This window comes from Pedobacter sp. AC379 (genome assembly GCF_979258145.1).
In genome coordinates, this window is sequence record NZ_OZ409839.1 from 2,553,288 (window position 1) to 2,574,290 (window position 21,003).

A 21,003-nucleotide genomic window follows, 5' to 3' on the forward strand; every position below is an offset into this window, starting at 1 on the left:
CTATCTGTTAACTTTATTAAGGTTATTAAAATAGTTTTGATACAATGCCGATGCTGTTCCGGTCCCCTGTGTTTGCGGTTTTGCTCCCTCAACATTAATCATGTTAACTATGGCTTGTTCAACCAGATCAATGTCTTTAACGATCAGTTTATTGCCTGTAGCTAACTTTCTTAAACCGCTCAGCGCATTTAAATAGGTATTAGGGTTATCTGCCGCTACGCCGATCATATATTTTTCTGTTTTGCTCAGCAAGTAACGATCTTTTTCAGCAAATTTTTTTCCTGTTTTTCTGCTTTCCAATAGCGCGAGTGCTGTTTTTAAGTTGGCTATCCTTTTTTCTTTTTGCTCAAATGTTAGTTTTTGCACCGGTTGCATAATTTTGTCGAGCTCACCACTCAAACGTTTTTCGGGTTTCAGTGCAGCTGTTTTTACGGTGGTTTTGGCCACATAAGCCCGCGATTTCTGTTGCAGGTCTTTCAATAATCTTAATGCTTTATATTCGTATGGTAAAGCTTCCTGCGGTTTATAAGTTCTTAAACGGAGTTCAGCATTCCACATTTCGGTTAAAACGGCCTTTAACTGCGCCTTCATTTCTGGTTCAAAAAAAGTTGCATCTTCTGCAATATCGTGCTTGTGCGCATATTTATCCATTATTGCAGTAACATCGCCAAATTTCTCGCCTTCACCTTTATGCGCTGCATGCTCATCATGGTCATCGTGATCACCGCCAATCTCAGTTTCATTTTCCTCACCTAAAAACTGTCCGTAACGCAATCTCAGCAACTTTTGGTCTATCCCTAAATCGTTGCTTCGGGTTTTAAAAGTTGTTACAGGCAAAGCCGATTGTTCTTTTAACAGCTTCTCCGTATCAATAATAATCTGCCTTTCACTTCTAAAATATTCTGGAACGAGGTTAACACCATTCGTCATGCCAGCTAAACTCATTAACTCCGTGGTATCTACAATCGATACAAAATATACATCAGAGCGGCTCGATTGGCCATGATTATCCATTGCTTTGATAAAGAAATAAAGCTCATCACCGGGTTTCATGCCAAGACTTTTTAAATCGATCAATTTATGTAGCGAAAGATTTTTCCTGTTATCAAAACTGGTGTTAAAAGACAGTTTTTTCTCTGTAAAACTAACACCTTCGCCCTTACCACTGGCCATTGTTGCCGATATAAAGGCATCATGAACACCATAATCGTCGGTAAGAGATACATTTAAATTAAATTTTTGCGGCTGACCGATATCAATGGTGGTATGCTGTTTTGGTTGCGTAATTTTAATATTTACAGGCAAATCAGGAATGACTTCAATTTGGTAGAGATCTGATTTTTTACCATCAAGTTCCAGTTGGTAAAAGCCAGATTTAGTAATGGTTTTACTATGGTTCCATAGCGTGTGGGCTGTGTTTGCAGGTTTAAGCAGCACCATTTCTTTATCGTTAAAAATAAGCTTCAGCTTTTTGATGCCAATGTTGGTTTCAATTTTCCAGTTTATTTGCGCACCGGTTTCAGCAGAAATGGTAAACTGCTTTTGTTTTCGCCCGGCTTTACCTGTGTAAGCAGGTGGTGTAATGGTGGCTGTAAAGTCAGCAATTTCTGGTGGAATATGCTCTTCAATTACAGGTATTATGGGTTTAATTGCAGGATCGGCCGCATTAATGTTTTTAATCAAATGGATTTTGCTAATTCCAAAACTGATACTTAAGGCTAAGGCAAGTATTGCTAAGCCCGTATATAATTTTTTAAAAGGTTCTTTCGGTTTGGAAAGGTTCGGAATTATATTCTCAATTTTATGGCGTTGCAGTTGCTGCAACATAGATAAATCGGCTTCGTTTTGGAGCAGTAAATCGGCACTTTCTTCCAGTTCAGGGTATTGGTGGTTTACATAACGCGAAACATCACGATCGGTAATTTTCCAAACTGGTTTATTTAATAGTAATGTGCATAATATAATTGGAAACAGAATTGCAAAAAGCCAGTAAGGAAGGTGCATCAAATGGCTACCGATTGTTGTTATTACCAATGATATGGCCAATGCAGTTACCAAAGTGCTGATCAGGTTTAAGCTAATCCACCTTATCCTTAAGTTTCTAATCCAGTTTTGTCCTTCAGTTTTTAACATAATCTGTTTTTTTTCTGAATGATAAAATGCGTTCTGTGGTAAAAATCAATAAAGCGGCTATCCAAAAGAGTTTCCCCAGGGGTTTATTTTGAGTGTTTTTTGTTGGAGCCTCTATTTTATTAATTTCATTAACCACTTTTTGATTTGTTGATAAACTGCGTTGATCTGCAATATTGTTTTCAAAACCGAAATCTGGCTGATTTTGATCCCTGATCACGATCGGCATTAAGCTTTTTACAAATACGCCATTCCAAACTAAATCATTCCATTGCGGGTTAAAGCGACTATAAAAATGGTAGATATTTAGCATTTGGCTCTTTTGCTTGGCCAGGATTGCGTTTCCGAAGCCGTCTGTCCATATTTTTTCAGCTTGATTGCCAGAGGTTATCCTTCTGCTTAATTTAATATTGCGGCCATCAATAACCATAAATGAAGGTTCGGCAACTACCTTGCCCTTTTCATACTTCAATAATGCCCCACCTTGAACAATAGCAGCTTTAAAGCTTGGTGTAACAGCCTCGTCAGAAAGCCAAAAACCAATATCAACCTTTTCGCCCTGGGGGGTAATAATCAGCTTGCGTTTGGTAAAACCACTTATTGCCTGTATGGCGGCGATAAGATATTTTCCATCGGTAATCCCTGCGGCTTCGTGTATGGCGATGCTTATTGGACCTTCATCTGTAGAATTTAAAGCCTGGTAAGTGGTGTTGGATGGATTTGATTTTGCTTCGTATTTTTTTCCGGCATATGTCGTAATCCAGCTGCTCAGGGTATCTGCCTGGTTAAATGGAATCCAGTTTAATTTGTAATGGATTGCAGGCAATTCGTTTCCAATACGGTTTAAGCGGCGGCTGGCGAAAAGATACACAGACGCACCCGAAGGGATATTTTGATTGGCCGCCATTAATAATGTACGGTAACTTAAGGTATCGACAGGCTTTGCGGTGTTTGATGCAGTATCTTTTATTGATAATTGTACAAAACCAGGGTTAAAATCATGAATTTCATAGCCTTTTTTTAATAATGAATCTATTGTTGTATTGTGCGCTTTAAAAACCTGTGGAAATATTGATTTATCGACCAAAATCCATCCCGTTTTATTGCTAATTGAGGTAATTTCTTTAAAATAAGGCTGCGCGAGTAAAAATGCCAGTAAAATTAAAAGTATACAACGCAGTACAAAGAGCAGCCAATCGTTAATTTTGAAACTTTTGGCACTTGCCCTCGAGCTTTCACCCAATAATGCAATGCTACCTATTTTGAGCGTTTTGCCCTGTTTTACATTCCACAGGTGTATTACAAGCGGGATTATTAATCCTGCAAAAGCCATTAAACCTATTGGATATAAAAATTGCACAGTTTAAATTCTAAGTTTACTTCTCTGTTTTAAAAAATCTCTCAAAGCCTGATCCAGCGGTTCGTCAGTACTAATGGTTCTGTAAAAAATCCTCCTGTCTAGCATCTTAATCCTGGTTTCTTCCAAATAAGCACTTAGTTTATTTTTATAAGTTACCCTGGCTTTTGCCTGGTCGATCTGGATCGTTTCGCCTGTTTCAAGATCCTCAAAATTGCTGTATCCTTTAAAATCGAGTTCAAGTTCGTTTTTTGATAAAACATGGAACACTACAATCTCATGCCTGAGCGTGTTGAGCGTATCTAAAAGTTTTATAATTTCATCATCAGATTGATAGAGGTCGGTTACAAAAATTAGCAGTTCGCGCTTTTGCGCCCCTGTAAACAACTCTTTATAATAAATAGGTTTTGTAAATTTCCCATCAGGATTAATCTGCTCCAATTGGTAAAATAACCTTGCTAAGTGTTGATAATCCTGCCTTGGCGTCATCGAAAAAATTCCTGAATTTTTAAGCACGTATAAGCCAATGGCATCGCCTTGTAAATTGGCCAGGTAAGCTATTGATGCACCAAGATATTTTGCATAGTCTATTTTGCTAAAGTCGCCATCATTGTGGTTCATCGAGGCGCTGGCATCAATCAATATGCGCACAGCAATACTGGTTTCTACTTCCGATTCGCGGATGTAATAACGGTCAGACCGCGCAAACATTTTCCAGTCAAGCGAGCGCAGGTCATCACTCGGCTGGTAGCTTCTATATTGACTAAACTCCAGTCCAGGCCCCTTTACGGTGCTTTTATTAATGCCATTCATAAAACCATCTATCGTCATTTTAGCCGATAGAGAAAGGTCTTTTATGGCCATCAATACTTTCGGATCGAGCAGTTTACTCATTAAATATTGGCTTTTGGTTTCGAGATTGCTTTAATCAGTTCATCCGTCACTTTGTCCGAAGAAACATTTTCAGCCTCGGCCTTAAAGTTCATTAGTACCCTATGGCGCAGTACGGGGTAAGCCATTGCCTGCAAATCTTCCAGAATTACCGCATACCGGCCTTTAAACAATGCCCTTGCTTTAGCTGTTAAAATTAAGGCTTGCCCTGCTCTTGGGCCTGCTCCCCAACGTACCCATTCCTTTACAAAATTAACTGCTGTGGTATCAGGCCGCGTGGCCCTAATTATTTCGCTTACATAAGTAATTAAATCATCGCTAATGCTTACCTCTCGCGTAATGGCTTGTAAAGCTTTAATTTCTTCAGCACCAATTATCGGATTAATAACCGCTTTTTTATTGCCTGTTGTACTGCTTAATATCTGGGTTTCTTCGGCTGCAGTAGGGTAGCCGATTTTAATGTAGAGTAAAAAACGGTCTAATTGCGCTTCGGGCAATGGATAAGTTCCGGCTTGCTCAATTGGGTTTTGTGTGGCGAGTATAAAAAACGGGCGATCCAATGGATAGGTTTGTCCGCCATACGTAACCTCAAACTCCTGCATGGCCTCCAATAGTGCCGATTGTGTTTTTGGTGGCGTTCTGTTAACTTCATCTGCCAGGATAATATTGGCAAATAACGGACCTTTATTAAACTTGAAAAACCGTTTTCCGGTTACATGGTCTTCTTCCAGTATTTCGGTACCCACAATGTCGGTTGGCATTAAATCGGGGGTAAACTGGATTCTTCTAAATGAGAGATCCAAAGCCTGCGACATGGTTCTCACCATTAAGGTTTTCGCTAGTCCGGGTACACCTTCGAGCAAACAATGCCCTCCAGCCATCAAAGCAATCAGCATTTCTTCAATGATTACATCCTGACCTACAATAACTTTCTGTATTTCGCTTTTTAACTGGGAGATCTTATCGATCAATGTTTTTAGGTTGCTTTCTGAACGCTCCAAAATGGTGTTTTTTTTAGTTTGACGATATGGTGCTTCAATATAGGGGATATTGGTAGATAGTTTTTAGCCTTGCTGAAAGAATATCAAAAAATTTACAAGATAATTGACTTAAAAATCCTGATTATTAAAAAATGAAGGTAATTTTAGGCTGTGCAAAGAGCTAAATTTACATTTGCGAGGTTAAAATACAATTCTGGCGACTGGGATACGGATCAGCGCATGCCTTCAAATCTCCTCAATTCACTTTTAGAGTATACTACAATCCCTTTGGATGAGGAGGAAAAAATTGTGGAGCTGAGCAGTAGGGATTTATTCAAATACCCATTTTGTTACCTAAGTGGCCATAAACTGGTGCAATTTAGTACGCAGGAAGCTGTAAATTTTAAAACCTATGTGCATAATGGCGGTTTTGTTTTTGTAGATGACTGCAACCACGATATTGACGGTTTATTTGCACGTTCTTTTGAAACGCAGATGAGTAATCTGTTTGGTGCCCAGGCTCTAAAGAAAATACCAAATAACCATGGCATTTACAATTCATTTTTCAAATTCGAAAAAGGACCACCAACAACATCTTTTGAGTTAAATGGCTGGGGTGATGATTTGGTGCACGACTACCTGAAAGCCATTACGGTTAACAATAGGATAGGGGTGCTGTACAGCAACAAAGATTATGGCTGCGAATGGGATTACGATTTTAGAAACAAACGTTTTTTAGCTGAAGACAATACCAAGTTTGGGGTAAATATTATCCTCTACGCCATGGGGATTAACAGTTGATTTTTTGTGCTGTCGGTTGTTTCAAATGGTTAACATTCTGTAAGCTTACATTAAATGGTATTTTTTATCAAAAACTTCCATTACTGATGCCTTTATACCTAATAATGCCAATTTATCGCAAAATTCATTGCCGATATCCTCTGCCGAAACAATACGGATTACTTTATCGCAATCTTCGAGATCGATACTCCATGCTGAAATATCCTTTAGCCCTGCAATGGCCAATGCAATTAAATCAGTATCACTGTCTGATTCTATAATGGTAGAGAGGATGGTGATGTATCTGGACATATTTTAGCGTAATTATTTTGATGTTTTAAGATGCAAGCTGGATGAAACTGATCTTTTATATAAACAAATGTAAATATATTTTGTAAACAAACCAAATGTTTGGTATCTTTGAAGAATGGAAAATCCCTATAAAAGAAAAAAGGAACCTGAGGTAAGCAAACAGCTCATTTTGGATGCAGCAGCAGAAATTGGTGCTGTAGATTGGCACCGCGTTACTTTTCAGGCTATTGCAGATAAAACGGGTTTGAGTAAAGGAGGAATTATCCATCACTTCCGTAATAAAGAGGATTTGCTTAAAGAATTGATGGGCCAAAGCTTGAAAGAGCTCACAGAGTGGATTACAGCAGAAAAAAAAGCTTCGGGTAAGGAGGAGGGAAGTTTGGCTTACCTTCGCTTTATAATTAATAAAAGTAATGATTTATATTACCGCCGAACCATGAAAATTGTGATGCAGGTGGCACTCATTAACGAGGAATACCGTAAAGGGTGGGATGAATGGTTTAAATTTTATATTGGTAATGGCGATAACGGTGAGTTGAGTATAAAACACCTCATTATTATGCTGGTTGCCGATGGCTTATGGTGTTCGGATAACCTTGGTATTTATAACATCAGTTTGGAAAAAAAGCAACAGATGTTGGAAACCTTGATTAAGCTTTAAAATCAATCCTGCACCAGCTACAAATCATATTTATGCAAGAACCCGGCGAAACAACCGTTCATCAAAATAAAGCCTTTACTGATGTTAATTATGCTGGTAAACAGCTGCAAAAGCGAGAGTTTATCAAATGCGAATTCATCAGGTGCGATTTTTCTAAAAGTAACCTGAGCCATAACGATTTTGTTGACTGCGAATTTATCAATTGCAATTTTTCCCTTACGCAGGTTTCTGGTACTGGTTTTAGTAATGTAACATTTACAGACTGTAAAATACTGGGCATTGATTTTTCCAGCTGTAATAAATTCATGTTCTCCTTTTCTTTTAAAGGTTGCATTTTGGATTATTCTATATTTTATGGTGCAAAGCTGAGGAAAACGAATTTTATTAATTGCTCACTAAAGGAGGTCGATTTTGAAGCGGCTGATTTATCCGCTGCCGTTTTTAATCACTGCGATCTCTCAGCTTCATCATTTAACCGTACAATTCTGGAGAAAACTGATTTCCGTACTGCAAGTAATTTCTCTTTCGATCCTGCGCAGAACAACGTGAAAAAAGCAAGGTTTTCTTCGGCTAACCTTTCGGGTTTATTGGATCATTTTAAGCTCGACATTGAAGATTAAACCAGGATGTTGGATTTGGATTAAACTATTTTAACAAATAAGCTTAATAAGTTTACAATGCATAAGCGGTTTCTGCCTTTGATTGGTTGAGCACTAAAAAGCTCTGGATATTGCCAACATAAGCCAGTGCGCCTATATTGTCTCTCAGGAAATTGTTGTACGAAACCATATCGGGCATGGCAACCTTAAGCATAAAATCGAAATGCCCGGTAAGGTGGTAACATTCCATTACTTCCGGATATTTTTCCATTTCGGCTTTAAAAGCCCTTACAATATCTTCTGAATGCATGGTGAGCTGAATGTGCGGAAAGGCTATAAAATGTGACCTCAGTTTATCAATATCCACAATGGCTACTGTTGATTTAATGTAGCCATTTGTGCGCAGTTTTTTAATGCGTTCTACAACATGAGTCATGCTTTTTCTAAGCTTCCCCGAAACTTCCTTATAGGTTAATAATCCATCACGTTGCAAAAGGTTGAGGATTTCAATATCAGTCTGATCAACTTTATGAGGCTGCATGTAAATACTTAGTGTATAATTTTTCTATTTTGTTTGGTATTGTAATGCCTAAAAATAGTTAAAATAAGGTATATTTAGGTTAATATTTGGTGCTTTCTTTAATTCTTACTTAGTGTATATATTACAATATTAATAAAATTTTGTGTTTATGATGCAAATTAAATTCTGTAAGCCTGGTTAAAATATCTGTAGAACAAAACTTTTGGGATGCTGTACGTCTTGTAAAAATAATTTTTACCAAAAAACAAGGTTGAGGATTAATAATTTACTTATCTGCTGATCTTTATATTTTGCTGCTGATTAAGAAATCGCAGGTATAAATTTACCGTATACTTGGCGGATTCATGACCTTGCTTTACAATGCGCTCATACCTTCGGGCGTTTAAATATTGGTTGGCATAATGGTCGGTTTTTTGAAAGGATATACAATAAAAAAGCAGTGCTTGAAATTGAATAATATGTAAGTGATGATAAAAATATCCCCTTTAAAGGCATTAAAGCCAGGCAAAGATATATTTGAACTGATGATTTCTGATCAGCTGAATGGAAAGGTGCATAAAAATGAACAACTTTCTTTTGAAGATGTAATCAACCTTTTTGGATGTGCGCTCGAAAAAGATCCTTCCATCTATATCTACGAATTTTGTGGTGAAGGTAAAACCATGAGGGGAATTTGGGCAATGACTGATCTTGCTTCAACGGCAACAAGTGCTATAAAACGGCACGAAGATACCGTTTCGGCTAAAGTTGCATCGCTTAAAACCGATAAAGGAAAAGGTAAAATAGAAAAGTCGCCTATTTTATTGGTATATCAGCATAATGATTTAGAAAGCTTGATTGATTTGGCTATCGCAGATCAAAAACCGATAGAGAGCGAATGGTCTCAATTGGGCCATTTTTTATACCAGATTGCTGATACTTCACTTATTGATCGGTTTTGTGTTGAATTTGCAAAACTTGAGCAGGTTTACCTGGCCGATGGCCACCACCGGTTGGAAGCCGCTTACGCATTACAAAAAACGGTTCCACAGCAAATCAGCAGTTTATTTGTTTCGGCAGGATCGATTTCTATTGCCGCCTTTCACCGCCTGATCCAAGAAATTGATATCACAAAGGAAGCCTTGATGGAAATGCTTGAAAAGTATTATTACATCTCCAAAATTCCGAACAATAAAGCTTTAAATCCTGACCGGAAAAATAGAATGGGACTTTACTTTGCAGGTGAGTGGTACCAATTAGACCTTAAGCCTGATTTGGCGGATTTAGCAGAAATGCCGGATACAGCCATTTTACAAGAGATGATCCTTAAACCTGTGCTCGGCATTACCAACCCGAAAGAAGATACCCGCCTGAGTTATTTTCCTGATGGTAAATGGAGCCAGTTTTTGGCTCAGCTCGGAACTTCAACCACAACAATAGGCTTTACACTTCATCCAATGGAAGCAGAGGAATTTATCGCTGTTGCAAAAAAGGGTAGGTTTCTTCCACCGAAATCGACCTGGATAGCACCAAAAATACCTCAGGGTTTTATGGCCACCAGTCCTGTAGCCATATTAGCCAAAGGCGAAAAGGTAAATCGCTAAAATTAACAGATATGTTCGATTTGGATTTGGAAAGTATCGGTCAGTTGATGGCAACCTTTACCATTATTTGTTTCTTTATTGCTGCGTTATATAAAAAACGGCTTAAATAAACAGTTTAAAATAATAGGCTTGCAAGGAATATGCCATTTGAATACCGCTAAATTTTATATTTTTGGGTTTCCGCTCTAGTTATCTAACCTTAATTATATGAAAATTCTTTTTAAACTTTGCTTCTTTTCTCTTTTAACCTGCTCATCAATACTGGCGGGCGCACAAACTGTAACCTTAGATTATTTCTTCAACCGTGAAACCCATAAAGATAAACAGGGTAAAGAGATCAGGTTTCATTACCTATGGAATGAACATGCCATGAGCGGTTTTTCTATTTTGGGCGATGTTTTTAAGAAACAAGGCTTTAAGTTGGATTCGCTTGAAACTGCGCCAACCCTTGCCAAGTTAAAAGAAAGCAGTGTTTATTTGATTGTAGATCCGGACAGGCCGAAAGAAAATCCGAAACCAAACTACATCGAAGCTAAAGATATTGCCGAAATTTCTGCCTGGGTAAAACAAGGCGGCACATTGGTAATGTTTGCCAATGATAGTGCCAATGTAGAATTGCCGCACTTTAATAAACTGGCCGGCGCATTCGGCATGCATTTTACCAATGAAATGCAAAATCATGTAATTGATGATGCTCATTTTGAAGATGGTGCGATTGTTATTAAAAACAATCCGGTATTTAAAACAGCCGGTAAAATTTTTATGAAGGATGTTTGTTCCATCGATACCAAAAATGGCGCAAAACCAGTGCTTAAAAATGCCGCAGGTGCAACGGTTATTGCTTCGGCCAAATTTGGCAAAGGAAATGTAATTGCCATTGCCGATCCATGGTTGTATGATGAATATGTTAATGGGCGTTTGCCTAAAGAAATGGGTTTCGAAAATGATAAAGCCGCATTTGATTTAGTGCTTTGGTTAAAAACGCTGAGCAAAAAATAAAACTGTTTTTTTTATAATTTATCCAATTTAAAATAACCTAAATGAATCTCATCTTCAGGTAAAGCTGAAGATGGTTTTATTTCGATATGGTACTTTAACTTGGCTTCTTCGCTCAAAATATCCTCGATTTTGTAAATATCATCTACATCAATACCATATTTTTCATCGATATGGGAGTTGGCTCCTTTGATGGAATTCGTTTTGAAAAAAACCGTTTTCTTGGCGTCCTGTATGGCTTTTGCCCTTTCATCGTGCACCGATAATACAATGTAATGTTGTTCGTATAATTTGCCCGATTGGTAACCTCCCAGGTTGATAAAAAATAATTTATGTGCCGAGCGTGGCGTATCTTCATCTCTCAGCTTAATAGAAATTTCATAATCATCTACTTTATTCACCTCGCGCCAGCCATCTAAATGCAGGCTTGTTCCTGCCTCTGGCCAAAATGCTTTTATTTCGGGAACAAGTTCTTTAAGTGATCTGGCAATGCCAAAAAAATAATCGTGCTGTTCTACGTTTCTTTTAGGTGCTTTTGATCCGAGCAGGATCATAAATAGTTTTAAATCGTTCATTTTTGTGGTTAATCGGTATTTGTATAAATCGGTTAATTGCGTGTAACGGCATAGCACCAGTATGAATGTTGGCTCCTAATGGGTTCGTTTAATATTGGAAATTGAGCATCCATACCGCATTAACTTACCTCTTAACAGCAATAATGAAAATTGGTTCTTAGAAATTTTGATTTAACCGCAATTGTACAATGAGAATTGAGCGGAGGCCTAGTTTTGATTCTTATTGCAAAATGTTACGCCAAGGATGTTCATTTACTTAAAATGAGGTCAGTTTTATTTTTTTTAAACCAATTATACTTTTGTTTTGCAAAATAAACTGTTTATTGTCAGCATTTTGAGCCATACATTTCCATTATCCATCTTACATTTTCCATCCGCTCAAAACAATTTCAACTTTTTGCGATTGTATCATTGAATGTATAGGAACTTACAGCATTTATAAATGGATATCAACACAGCAAAAAAGAAAATCGCGATTATAGGAGGTGGGCCGAGTGGGCTTTTTATGTATAAAAGATTAACAGAATCTGAAGTGTCAGATTTAGAAATCGATATTTTTGAGCGTAAAGATTATTTAGGAGCTGGTATGCCTTATAGTGCTGAAGGTGCAAATGTTGAGCATATTACCAATGTATCAGACAATGAAATTCCGGTAATTTTTAATTCTATAGAAGATTGGGTAAAAATTGCACCAAAAGAGATTTTGGAAAAGTTTGATATCAACGAAGAAAAATTTAACGAATACAAAGTACTACCAAGGTTATTTTTCGGTGAGTATCTATCTGCTCAGTTTCAACTCTTAAAGGAAGCTGCTGAAAAGAAGGGAATTATAACCAACATTCATTTAAATTGCATTGTTGAAGATATTATTGATTTTACGGATGCAAATAAAGTAGCTGTAATAGTTAAAAACCAAGATGAAAAACATTTTGACCAGGTCATAATTTGTACAGGGCACAACTGGCCAAAGAAATATGAAGGTAAGATTCCGAACTATTTTGATTCGCCATATCCGCCCCAAAAACTGTCGTTAAAGCTTAACCATGCTGTTGGCATCATGGGATCATCTTTAACTGCTATTGATGCTTTAAGAACGCTGGCCAGGCATAATGGTAGTTTCGAAAGCAATGAGGATGGCACTTATGCATATAAATTGGAAAGCGAGGGTTTTAAGCTTGTAATGCATTCTCGTAGTGGCCTGTTGCCTGCAATAAGGTTCCACTTAGCAGATTCGCACCTTGGTAAGGATGAAACATTGAGCAAAGCCGAAATCCAGGAAAGTATTGCTGAAAATAGCGGATTTTTGCCTTTGGACTTTGTTTTCGAAAGGAATTTTAAAGCAATGTTTATCAAAAAAGATCCTTCGTTTTATGAACTGATTAAAAACATGAATCTTGAAGCCTTTGTTGGTGCCATGATGGGTTTCAGGGAAAAAATGGAGCCTTTTGAACTTTTTAAGAAAGAATATGATGAAGCAGCAGAATCTATCGAGAAGCGAGAATCTATTTATTGGAAAGAAGCATTGGCTGTGTTAAGTTTCGCCATGAATTATCCTGCTAAATATTTGTCGGCAGAAGATATGGAAAGGCTTCAGAAAGTGTTAATGCCATTAATTTCGATTGTAATTGCTTTTGTGCCTCAAAGTTCGTGCAGAGAATTACTGGCACTGCACAATGCCGGTGTTTTAAGCATAATTGCAGTTGGAGATGATGCGGTGGTTAAGCCACTTGAAACTGGAGGGGCAGATTATAGTTATAAGGTTGCCGATGAGGAAGTAACTGTTCACTTTGATACATTTGTTGATTGTATTGGGCAACCACATCTTTCATTTAATGATTTTCCCTTTAAAAGTTTGATAAATAAGGGTACGGTGAGTCCGGCAAGGTTGCAATTTAAATCTGCAGAAAACGGAAAAGCGCAGGTAAAGGAAAATGACCTGGTTACGGAAGAAGAGGATAATATCTACTACTTAACGGTGCCAGGGATCACTATTAATGATCATTTTCAGGTAGTGGATAAAAAAGGGGAGGCCAATCAACGGATTTATATTATGGCAGTTCCTTATATTGGTGGTTATAACCCCGATTATTCTGGAATTGATTTTTGTGAGGCCGCTTCAGAAGCGGTGCTGAAAAGTATCTTGAGTTAAATCTATGCTCAGGCTGACAAAATGGTACCGCGGGCGGCATTGCGGGAAGGTTTTATCAGTCGATGAAGTAAGCTTTATGGCAAGGATTACTAGTGGGAAAGATTGCTTCGTCGTTCCTCCTCGGAATGACGACGCTTTTTATTAGAATCTGTCAATGTAGCATATTCGAAGGATTCACCACAGATTTACACAAATCAACACAGATCAGTTTTTGCCACGGAAACACAGAAAGCACGGAGATTTATAGGTTTTCATCCCTTAATTTGTCATCCTGAGGGTTAAAAATGGTAAAAAACCTTAGAAAAAATGACAGATTTGTAGCTGATTAGCGAAGTTTAAAAAAGCTAGTTTATTAGAAGTTTGTAAATGCTGTACTTGAATATTTTTTTATAAAACGCTATCAATCAATGGTTTATTTTTACATTCCTTCATTGCCTGATTAAAAAACAAACGTTTGCGCTTAATTTGCTGCTTCTTGTTTTTTATAATTAAGGTATTGGTAAATAAGCTGTGGTTAAAGCTCAAATAAAAATCAAAAAACAATTGCAATCCCGATTTTCTCCTTAAAGATCAATTGTCATTTTAATGTTTTCTTAACACTTTAGTTTGATAGCTGAATTTCTCTTGCCGAAAAATTAAAATTAAGGTATTTCTTCGGCTTTGATTATACCATATGTGCCTATCATTGAATCGTTAACGCATTTTTTTAGGCAAACGTTTGCGTTAAGAAAAATAAAAATCGTCTTTGCTTAATCTATATCTTGCATTACCAAATCATAACGAGCCGACATTTTATTTTAATATTACGAGCAAAAAACTGTTAACCGGCAGGAAAATAATTGATAATAAAATAATAAATAAAGAACCTCTAACCAAGGTATAATACACAAGCAAACAAAAAACTAATCATTCATGGCATTACTGTATGCTATGGATTAACCAATCATCCTAATTTCAACCGCATGTTCAAAAATTTTACACTTTGTCCCCAGGCATTGCTATGCCCAAAAAACTCAAACCGGGTTAATTTTTCTATCGCTTTTTAAAAATCGAGCTTCTTCTTTAAACACTTAAACTTTAATTAAACTATTAAAATGGTTAAAATTTATACAAGCGTTTGTTTCGCCTTGTTTTTATCTGTTTTTGGATTTCAATCTTTATATGCCAATAAGGCTTCGATTAAGGGTGTTGGCTTGAAATATGTTGTATTTCAGCAGGATACCACTAAATCTAAAAAAGATTCATCCGCCTATTCCGTTAAAACTGATACCATCGGTTTAATGATTAAGGCCTTACAGAAATTTAAAACGGTACGCGATACTATCAATATCCGTTCGGCAATTGCAGTTCCAAATTTATCGCTACAGCAAATTATCAAAGGTAATTTAGCCGGGGTTTACGTACAGGAGCCAAACGGAGAACCTGGTACGGAGCAGAGCATTATTGTTCAGGGTACATCAGGCTTATTGTTTAACAAGAAAGACATTTATGCACTCCAGCCTGCCATCTATTTAAATGGTGTGCCATTGGTTGCAGATAATCCTTTTGCTTTCGATGTGCAAAAATACGATTACAACAGAATTGGCCCGGCAACAAACTTGCTATCCCAGGTAGATATCAATAATATACAGTCGATTACCGTAATTAAAGATCCATTCGAGCTGGCCAAACTCGGTCCAAACGCCGCTAATGGTGCGATTTATATCACCACTAAAAATGCAAAAGCAGGCTTGAGGGACATTAGTTTAAACACTTATTTTGGCTATGTAACTGCACCAAAGGTAAATACGGTTAACGGAGTTTATGAAAATAACTTCAGAAGCCAGTTTTATCAAAAATATAACCCAAGCGGTAGCCCGGCATCTTATTTACGCGATTCTACTAACGTGGCCTATTTTGGCCCATCCAACTGGACAGATTTATACTATCAGAATACCCCCACCTTTTCGGCCGATTTAGGAATTACCGGTGGCACGGAAAGGGCGAATTTCAGGTTTTTTGGTTCCGGTACAAAGAATGCCGGAAACGCCGATGATACCGGTATCGATCGCTATAATTTATTTTTTGGGATCAATATGGCGCCATTTAAATGGCTTACCGTATCAAGCACAGTTAATACGGCCCGCTTAGACCGTACCCGGAATAAAAGCTTGCGCGATCGTTTTGCCGAAACACGTTACATACCCGATTTAAGCAGTCCATTATCTCCAAATGCCGATTCGTATGCTTCGTATTTAACGCAAAACGACAGGAATGTAGATAACAACCGTTCTACGGTATTAAATGGAAGTTTAACCCTAAGTGCTAAAATAAATAAATTCGTGATCTCAAGCACTGGCCTGTTTAACTACAATGAGGGTGTTAGAGATTATTTTATCCCCTCTACACTGTTGGCAGGTATCAGTTATATCTCCAACTATTTTGGTTATAGCCAAAGGGTATCCATCAACAATAGCATTAGCTATAAATATGGTATCAATAAAAACCATGTTGTAGATTTTGAAATTGGCCAAAGTTTACAGGGCGATACTTATAAATATAACTACGCCAGGGCTTATAATGGTCCGAATGATTATGTAAAACTATCTTTTGTCGATGGAAATCCAACGAAATCCGGCTCTCCCAATCCAGACTACCTGAATGTACTAACCAACAATAATTTCTATGTATTTAGGTACATCGATAAGGAACGTAATAACTTAATGTCGTTTTATGGTACCGCTAAATATGCTTATAAAAATTTATTAACGTTAAGCGCATTGATTAGGAGGGATGGTGCTTCCAATGGTCAGCCAGATAGCCGCTGGGTAACTACGCCGGCTTTCAGTGCCAACTGGAGTTTAAAAGAGCAATTTTTAAAAGACAGTAAAATAATAGATGCTCTTCATTTAAGCGCTTCCTGGGGGCGTACTTTAAGAATTTTTCAGGATGACCGTTTTGCCGCTGGTCCTCAGTACCGTTCAGAAAATGGATGGGAAGAAGAGCCAACCATCCCGGGTTATGGAGGTTTATTGGGCATTAACCGCCCATACAACAGTGGTTTTATTGGTTATAACATCAGCTTGCCTTTCGCAGATCGGACCAGTGTTACTTTAGATGCATCGTTTTTAAACAGCCGCCTCAATGCTGCGGTAACAGTATATAACCGTGAAGATAAAAACAGCGTAATCGGTTTGCCTGTGCCAGTTGAAACAGGTTATTCTACTGAATACAAATCAGGTATGGATATCAACAATAAAGGTATTGAGCTTTTAATTAACGGATCGGTTTTACAACATAAAAATGGCTTGAACTGGAGTACAGGTTTGAACCTAAATTACAACAAAAACAAATTATCGGCATTGCCAGATGGCTTAAATGAACTGATTTATCAAAATGATAACAAACTTGAAGTGGGTAAATCGGTTGGAAGCTACTGGTTATACACCAATCAGGGTATTTACAATAGTGATGCTGAGGTGCCGGCAGGCAGAACGTTTAATGGCATTCCATTAAAAGCAGGCGATCCGAAATGGGTTGATTATAATAATGATAACCGGATAGACAGTAAGGATAAAATATTAACAGGAGACAGATTGCCAAAATTTGTTGGAGGATGGAACAATACCCTGGCTTATAAAAACTTCGATTTAAACTTCAATTTTATTTTTGCTGCGGGCCAAAAAGCAATTAACCAATACGAAGCCACCCGATATAGTTTTGTAAACCGCGAGGCTGGTAACGATATCAACTCTGTAAAAGAGGTTTCTTCGTGGCAATCGTTCGATAATGAGAAAAATTATCCAATATATAATCCATGGAGTCCGGTTGATGCTTACCGTACCGACCAGGATCTGTTTTTAGAAAGTGCTTCTTACATCAAATTAAGATCGGTTACACTGGGGTATGATTTCAGTAAAATGGGCCTCTTTAAAAAAGCAGGTGGAAAAATAAGGAGAGCATACTTATATGCTACGGCCTTAAACGTGTTAACACTTACCGATTTTTCAGGGGTTGATCCAGAACTGATCAATTACAATGGAATATACGATGGCGCAAATATCACTATCCCACGCACGTTTGTTGTGGGCTTAAAACTGGATTTATAAAATATTACCATGATTAATATGAAATATTCTAATTATAAAATGAGCAGCTACCGAATGGTTGCGCTTGCTTTATTACTAAGCCTGGTTGGTATCGGCAATTTTTCGTGCAAGAAAATTGAGGATGTTCAATCAACCAGGTTAGCTACCGAAGAAAGTAACTGGAAAACCCTGGAAGATGCAAGGGCAAACCTTCTTTCGGTATACGGGCTGATGCGCTCGGCTACCGTATCAGATAATACCCACTGGTTAATGGGCGAATTACGCCAGGGCGACTTTCAAATTACCAACAGGGCCGATTTAAAATCAATCGTTATTGGCCAGTTAAACGCACAATACCCTGTAATTAACAGAATAACCAACTGGCGCAGATTTTATGCTGTAATTAATGCGGCAAGCCTGTTTATTGAGCGTTCAAAACAAATTATCCCATTAGATTCGCGTTATACGCAGATAAACAACAATGTAGATGTTGCACAAGCAAGAATATTAAGGGCTTTTGCTTATTTCTACATGGTAAGGATTTGGGGTGATGTGCCTTTGTTAACATCTTCTCATGATGGAGATTTTGTAAAACTGCCAAGAACGGGTAAAGATAAGGTTTTACAGTTTGCTACTTCTGAATTATTGGCTGCGGCACAGGTTGTACCTTTTAAATATGGCGGTGATGATCCTATACTTCCCGGCCTTTATTATGGGGCAGGTTGGTCTAGCTGGAATGGAAATATTTTTACCAGGTTATCAGCTTATATCATTTTAGGCCATATTGCGGCATGGCAGGGCAATTACCTGGATGCGGCCACTTATACAAAATTTGTGCTCGATAATTATACCAGATCAAACGGAAGCGGTTCTAATGGCATTGTTTATTTGGATATGGATGCGCTAACAGAGAATGTAAATTATTACAGTCCGTTCGCTTTTAAACGTGCAACAGTATTGGTGGGTTTCCCTTTCGAGGCCGGTAATGGTTTATCAACTGCTAATGGGCATATTGAACAGTTAACCCTGGCATCGCCATTTATACCGAAAGCACAGCAGGAAATGTTTGTACCGAAAGACAGTATCCTTAACATATTTACCGACCCAGCTGATTTAAGATTTAGCGTTAACCCGGTAAATGGTTTATACCGCACTAATTACTTTTACAACTTCACCTCTGAGCAACCGATTTTTAACAAAATCAAGGTAATTTATACGGCTCAAACCTCGGGTAACTTAACCTTGTTCAGTTCTACCATGCTGTTTAGCCGCATAGAGGAGGTTACCCTGCTGAGGGCAGAAGCATGCGCAGCTTTAGGCCAGCGCGATGAAGCAATTTCAGCCTTAAACAAGGCTTCTAATTTAAGAGGTACCGATCCTTACGATCCGGCATCGGGTAAGGATTTGGTAGATGCCATTTTTGAAGAACGCAGACGCGAACTAATGGGCGAGGGCTGGAGATGGTATGATATTGTACGTTTTAACCGCCTTAAAAATCCTACGGGAACATTTATCAAGCGAAACGGTACACCACTAACATTCAGGCAATTTGAAAGTATGGGCGGTATTTACTGGCCAGTATCTCAAGATGTAATCAATGCAAATCCATCGGTTACCCAAAATGCTTACTGGCAATAATCAATCAGATAATCATGAAAAAGAAATTATATAAGTGTAGCCTTTTATTGCTACTAGCGGTTATAGGCATTTATTTAAGTGGGTGCAAAAAAAGCGACTCACCATATTACGATTACACCAATACGGTACAAACTTTTAAGGGAACGGCAATGGATTATTTAAAATCGAAGCCCAATACTTTCGATTCGCTGTTAGTGGTGCTAGATCGTTTCCCTTTTCTAAAGGATTCATTAACCAATCAGCAGGTTACCCTGTTTGCACCTGTAAATGAAAACTTTGCGGCATCGGTTAAATATTTAAACCAATACAGAAAGGCCGAGGGGAGAGCACCTATTTATTTAAGAACCGGTGATCCTGAACAATTATTATATATGCTTACCAAGTATATTATACGAGGCAATAAAACGGCAGATACTTATGCAGCAACAGTGGATGGAATTTCGCTGAATGCTATTGGTTTCAATTATCCCATGCACATTAAAGCAGTAAAAGCGAATGCTTCGGGATTTGTTGGGGGTGGGGCTACCACGCTCGAGTACAGCGATATGTATGGTTCAACAATCCAAACCAATTGGGTTACCACAAATACCAATGCAATTAATATTAAAACCAATAATGCAACCATTAACATTTTAACGCCCTTGCACAACTTCGGGTTTGATGAATTTACCTACAGATTAGACCAATAGCCTTATGAAGACGAAAACTAAAAATTACTTTCTTAGTGTAGCGCTCATGCTATCAGGTATGATGCTCTTATTGGCCGCATGTAAGAAAAATTTACCTGATAACAGATTATCCATTGCCAGTGATAGCCAATATACACAGTTTATATATCAGCCTACATTAGGCCGCAATACTTTATTTACGAACAATTTTACCTATGGCAACTCAAGTAGGCCATTAGATTTTAAAATTGTAAACATGCGCACCTTTGGCGGCGAGCCCGCACCCGAACTTACCAGGTTGTACCCGGTAAAAGTTTGGAAAACGGCTTACGATGGTACTGAAAAATCGCTGGCCGAAATTGAGGCAAAACGAGTGATCGAGAATCACGCGTTATTCGAAGTCCGCCCGCACTCTGGTGAGTTTTTAATGTGGGCAGAGGCCAATTCCAATATGATTAAGGCGCAGCCTGATTCGGGTTATGTGTTCGATGTAGAAATGTCTAATACAGGAGGGAGAAAGTATTTTCAGAATTTTAGGTTAAGTCCACTGCGTGAGCGCCCTTACGAGCCATCGCCACTTGATCCGGTAACCGGGCAGGGAACATCTATTTCTGTTAGTCCTTCAGATTTGTTTATCACTGGTACCCGAACAAATCAATCTTTAACATCACGCGATGTACAGGTTGTGTTTAATAAACTTCCTAAAGGTTTACCTGGTTATTCGGGGCACAGCATCAGTTTTAAATTTATTGATACGCTTGCCCAGGTTATCGATCCAAATAAGTTTGCCTTAACCGATTGGGGCAATCTGGTACATGGTTTTAATATGGTAAAAGATGCCTCAAAAGTAAAATTCGATGTGGCTTATCCTGTTCCACTAACTGCATACCCTACCAAATTTACCACAAACGATGGTGGTGCAGCAAGGGTAGTTTTCAGGTTCGATAGGCAAGCATTTGGTGCTGTTTTACTTCACTGTTACCTGGCCTTAAATTTCAAAATCTATGAGGAGGGCGATTGGGAAATTATTTTTCAGTTTAAAACGGACAAACCAAAATTTGATAATGACTGATGGA

The 21,003-nt window shown here is 38.1% G+C and carries 17 protein-coding genes; 10 read left to right on the top strand and 7 right to left on the bottom strand.

The window, feature by feature from the left end; translation table 11 throughout:
* The 4 genes from ACZZZW_RS11550 to ACZZZW_RS11565 are packed head-to-tail and all read right to left on the bottom strand — an operon-like array spanning window position 1 to window position 5,379.
* Entirely contained in the window at window positions 1-2,133 is a 2,133-nt protein-coding gene (locus ACZZZW_RS11550) for a DUF4175 family protein (protein ID WP_463493539.1), read from the bottom strand.
* On the bottom strand, window positions 2,120-3,490 hold the full coding sequence (locus ACZZZW_RS11555) for a BatA domain-containing protein (protein ID WP_463493541.1): 1,371 nt from the start codon (window positions 3,488-3,490) through the stop codon (window positions 2,120-2,122). Before ACZZZW_RS11555 ends, ACZZZW_RS11550 begins: the two co-directional genes overlap by 14 nt.
* A gap of 3 nt (window positions 3,491-3,493) precedes the next feature.
* Window positions 3,494-4,381 (bottom strand): DUF58 domain-containing protein, encoded by an 888-nt coding sequence (locus tag ACZZZW_RS11560; protein WP_463493543.1) that lies wholly within the window; start codon window positions 4,379-4,381, stop codon window positions 3,494-3,496.
* Window positions 4,381-5,379, bottom strand: coding sequence for an AAA family ATPase (locus tag ACZZZW_RS11565; protein ID WP_463493545.1), 999 nt, complete (start codon window positions 5,377-5,379; stop codon window positions 4,381-4,383). Before ACZZZW_RS11565 ends, ACZZZW_RS11560 begins: the two co-directional genes overlap by 1 nt.
* 150 nt (window positions 5,380-5,529) lie before the next feature.
* On the opposite strand from ACZZZW_RS11565, the gene ACZZZW_RS11570 reads away from it, so the two are divergent.
* A complete protein-coding gene (locus tag ACZZZW_RS11570; protein WP_463493547.1) occupies window positions 5,530-6,159 on the top strand; it encodes a DUF4159 domain-containing protein in 630 nt (209 codons plus the stop codon).
* A 45-nt stretch (window positions 6,160-6,204) separates the two neighbouring features.
* Here the strand turns inward: ACZZZW_RS11570 and ACZZZW_RS11575 are convergent, their stop codons facing one another.
* Entirely contained in the window at window positions 6,205-6,450 is a 246-nt protein-coding gene (locus ACZZZW_RS11575) for a hypothetical protein (RefSeq protein WP_463493549.1), read from the bottom strand.
* Window positions 6,451-6,565: 115 nt separating this feature from the next.
* On the opposite strand from ACZZZW_RS11575, the gene ACZZZW_RS11580 reads away from it, so the two are divergent.
* Together ACZZZW_RS11580 and ACZZZW_RS11585 are read left to right on the top strand one after the other, a co-directional pair.
* Entirely contained in the window at window positions 6,566-7,111 is a 546-nt protein-coding gene (locus ACZZZW_RS11580) for a TetR/AcrR family transcriptional regulator (RefSeq protein ID WP_463493551.1), read from the top strand.
* Between the two features lie 32 nt (window positions 7,112-7,143).
* Window positions 7,144-7,731 (top strand): pentapeptide repeat-containing protein, encoded by a 588-nt coding sequence (locus ACZZZW_RS11585; RefSeq protein WP_463493553.1) that lies wholly within the window; start codon window positions 7,144-7,146, stop codon window positions 7,729-7,731.
* Window positions 7,732-7,783: 52 nt separating this feature from the next.
* Here the strand turns inward: ACZZZW_RS11585 and ACZZZW_RS11590 are convergent, their stop codons facing one another.
* Entirely contained in the window at window positions 7,784-8,251 is a 468-nt protein-coding gene (locus ACZZZW_RS11590; protein ID WP_463493555.1) for an Lrp/AsnC family transcriptional regulator, read from the bottom strand.
* Between the two features lie 467 nt (window positions 8,252-8,718).
* Between ACZZZW_RS11590 and ACZZZW_RS11595 the strand changes: the two genes are divergently transcribed.
* Window positions 8,719-9,834 carry a DUF1015 family protein gene (locus ACZZZW_RS11595; RefSeq protein ID WP_463493557.1) on the top strand — a complete coding sequence of 372 codons (1,116 nt, stop codon included), beginning with the start codon at window positions 8,719-8,721 and terminating at the stop codon, window positions 9,832-9,834.
* A 207-nt stretch (window positions 9,835-10,041) separates the two neighbouring features.
* A complete protein-coding gene (locus tag ACZZZW_RS11600; protein WP_463493559.1) occupies window positions 10,042-10,833 on the top strand; it encodes a DUF4350 domain-containing protein in 792 nt (263 codons plus the stop codon).
* Between the two features lie 11 nt (window positions 10,834-10,844).
* Here ACZZZW_RS11600 and ACZZZW_RS11605 read toward each other — a convergent pair whose 3' ends face one another.
* Entirely contained in the window at window positions 10,845-11,405 is a 561-nt protein-coding gene (locus tag ACZZZW_RS11605) for a DUF1543 domain-containing protein (protein WP_463493561.1), read from the bottom strand.
* A gap of 442 nt (window positions 11,406-11,847) precedes the next feature.
* On the opposite strand from ACZZZW_RS11605, the gene ACZZZW_RS11610 reads away from it, so the two are divergent.
* From ACZZZW_RS11610 to ACZZZW_RS11630, 5 genes are all read left to right on the top strand, one after another.
* Window positions 11,848-13,554 carry an FAD/NAD(P)-binding protein gene (locus ACZZZW_RS11610; protein WP_463493563.1) on the top strand — a complete coding sequence of 569 codons (1,707 nt, stop codon included), beginning with the start codon at window positions 11,848-11,850 and terminating at the stop codon, window positions 13,552-13,554.
* Window positions 13,555-14,648: 1,094 nt separating this feature from the next.
* Window positions 14,649-17,642 (top strand): SusC/RagA family TonB-linked outer membrane protein, encoded by a 2,994-nt coding sequence (locus ACZZZW_RS11615; RefSeq protein WP_463493565.1) that lies wholly within the window; start codon window positions 14,649-14,651, stop codon window positions 17,640-17,642.
* An 18-nt stretch (window positions 17,643-17,660) separates the two neighbouring features.
* Window positions 17,661-19,259 carry a RagB/SusD family nutrient uptake outer membrane protein gene (locus ACZZZW_RS11620; protein WP_463493567.1) on the top strand — a complete coding sequence of 533 codons (1,599 nt, stop codon included), beginning with the start codon at window positions 17,661-17,663 and terminating at the stop codon, window positions 19,257-19,259.
* Between the two features lie 14 nt (window positions 19,260-19,273).
* Window positions 19,274-19,948, top strand: a complete 675-nt coding sequence (locus ACZZZW_RS11625; protein WP_463493569.1) for a hypothetical protein — start codon at window positions 19,274-19,276, stop codon at window positions 19,946-19,948.
* A gap of 4 nt (window positions 19,949-19,952) precedes the next feature.
* Window positions 19,953-20,999: a DUF5007 domain-containing protein gene (locus ACZZZW_RS11630; RefSeq protein ID WP_082458617.1), complete on the top strand. Its 1,047-nt coding sequence runs from the start codon at window positions 19,953-19,955 to the stop codon at window positions 20,997-20,999.
* Window positions 21,000-21,003 lie beyond the last annotated feature (4 nt).